Raw genomic sequence first — 1,488 nt, forward strand, 5'->3', positions numbered from 1 at the left:
AAGAGGATAAAAAATCTAATTATGCATCTTCTCGCCTCCCTATTGCAGGAAGTACTGATAACTGATAACTAAATAACTGAATTGACTACTAATCCCAATTAAATTTCATTCGTAAATACTCTTCTAGTCTTTGGTTATGAATTTGGAAATAATCATTTAAACTTCTACGGATTGATGAATCAATAAATGTTGGAAATAATGTCATAACCTGATGGTAGCCCACCCAGATTTTAATCTCTCTTTTTTGACAAAAATATCGGGCATCAAGCCTTGCTTTTTAAGAGGATAAAAATCCAATTATGCATCTTCTCGCCTTCCTATTGCAGGAAGTACTGATACAGCGTATTCCAGGTTTATGAGGTACAGTAGCATTAGTTTTTTAAATAGTTGTTGAAGTATGGAATTAAGTTTTCATTCTTTTTAAGCAAATCTACTATAATTACTGTACCACACTTACATGGAATAGGCTGTAACTGTTAATTAGTAACTGAATTTACTCCTAATCCCAGTTAAATTTCATTCCTAAATGCTCTTGTATTATTTGGTTATAAATTGGGAAATAATCATTGAAACTCCTATAGATTTATGAACTAATAAATATTTGAAATAATCTCATAACCTGATGGTAGCCCACCCAGATTTCAATCTCTCTTTTTTTGACAAAAATATCGTGTCTCAACCCTTGCTTTTTCAGGGAATAAAAAATCAAATTATGCATCTTATCGTATCCCTATTCCAGGAAGTAGTGATAACTGATAACTGATAACTGATAACTGATAACTGAATTTACTCCTAATCCCAGTTAAATTTTATTCCTAAATACTCTTGTATTATTTGGTTATAAATTGGGAAATAATCATTGAAACTCCTACAGATTTATGAACTAATAAATATTTGAAATAATCTCATAACCTGATGGTAGCCCACCCAGATTTCAATCTCTCTTTTTTTGACAAAAATATCGGGCATCAAGCCTTGCTTTTTAAGAGGATAAAAATCCAATTATGCATCTTCTCCCCTTCCTATTGCAGGAAGTACTGATAACTGATAACTGTTAACTGATAACTGAATTTACTCCTAATCCCAGTTAAATTTCATTTGTAAATACTCTTCTAGTCTGTGGTTATGAATTGGGAAATAATCATTTAAACTCCTACAGATTTATGAATCAATAAATGTTGGAAATAATGTCATAACCTGATTATATTCCACCCAGATTTTAATCTCTCTTTTTTTGACAAAAATATCGGGCATCAAGCCTTGCTTTTTAAGAGGATAAAAATCCAATTATGCATCTTCTCGCCTCCCTATTGCAGGAAGTACTGATAACTGATAACTGATAACTAAATTTACTTCTAATTCCAGTTAAATTTCATTCCTAAATACTCTTCTAGTCTCTGGTTATGAATTGGGAAATAATCATTGAAACTCCTACAGATTTATGAACTAATAAATATTTGAAATAATCTCATAACCTGATGGTAGCCA

Origin of the sequence: Okeania sp. SIO3B5, from assembly GCF_010692555.1 — a bacterium.
GTDB lineage: Bacteria > Cyanobacteriota > Cyanobacteriia > Cyanobacteriales > Microcoleaceae > Okeania.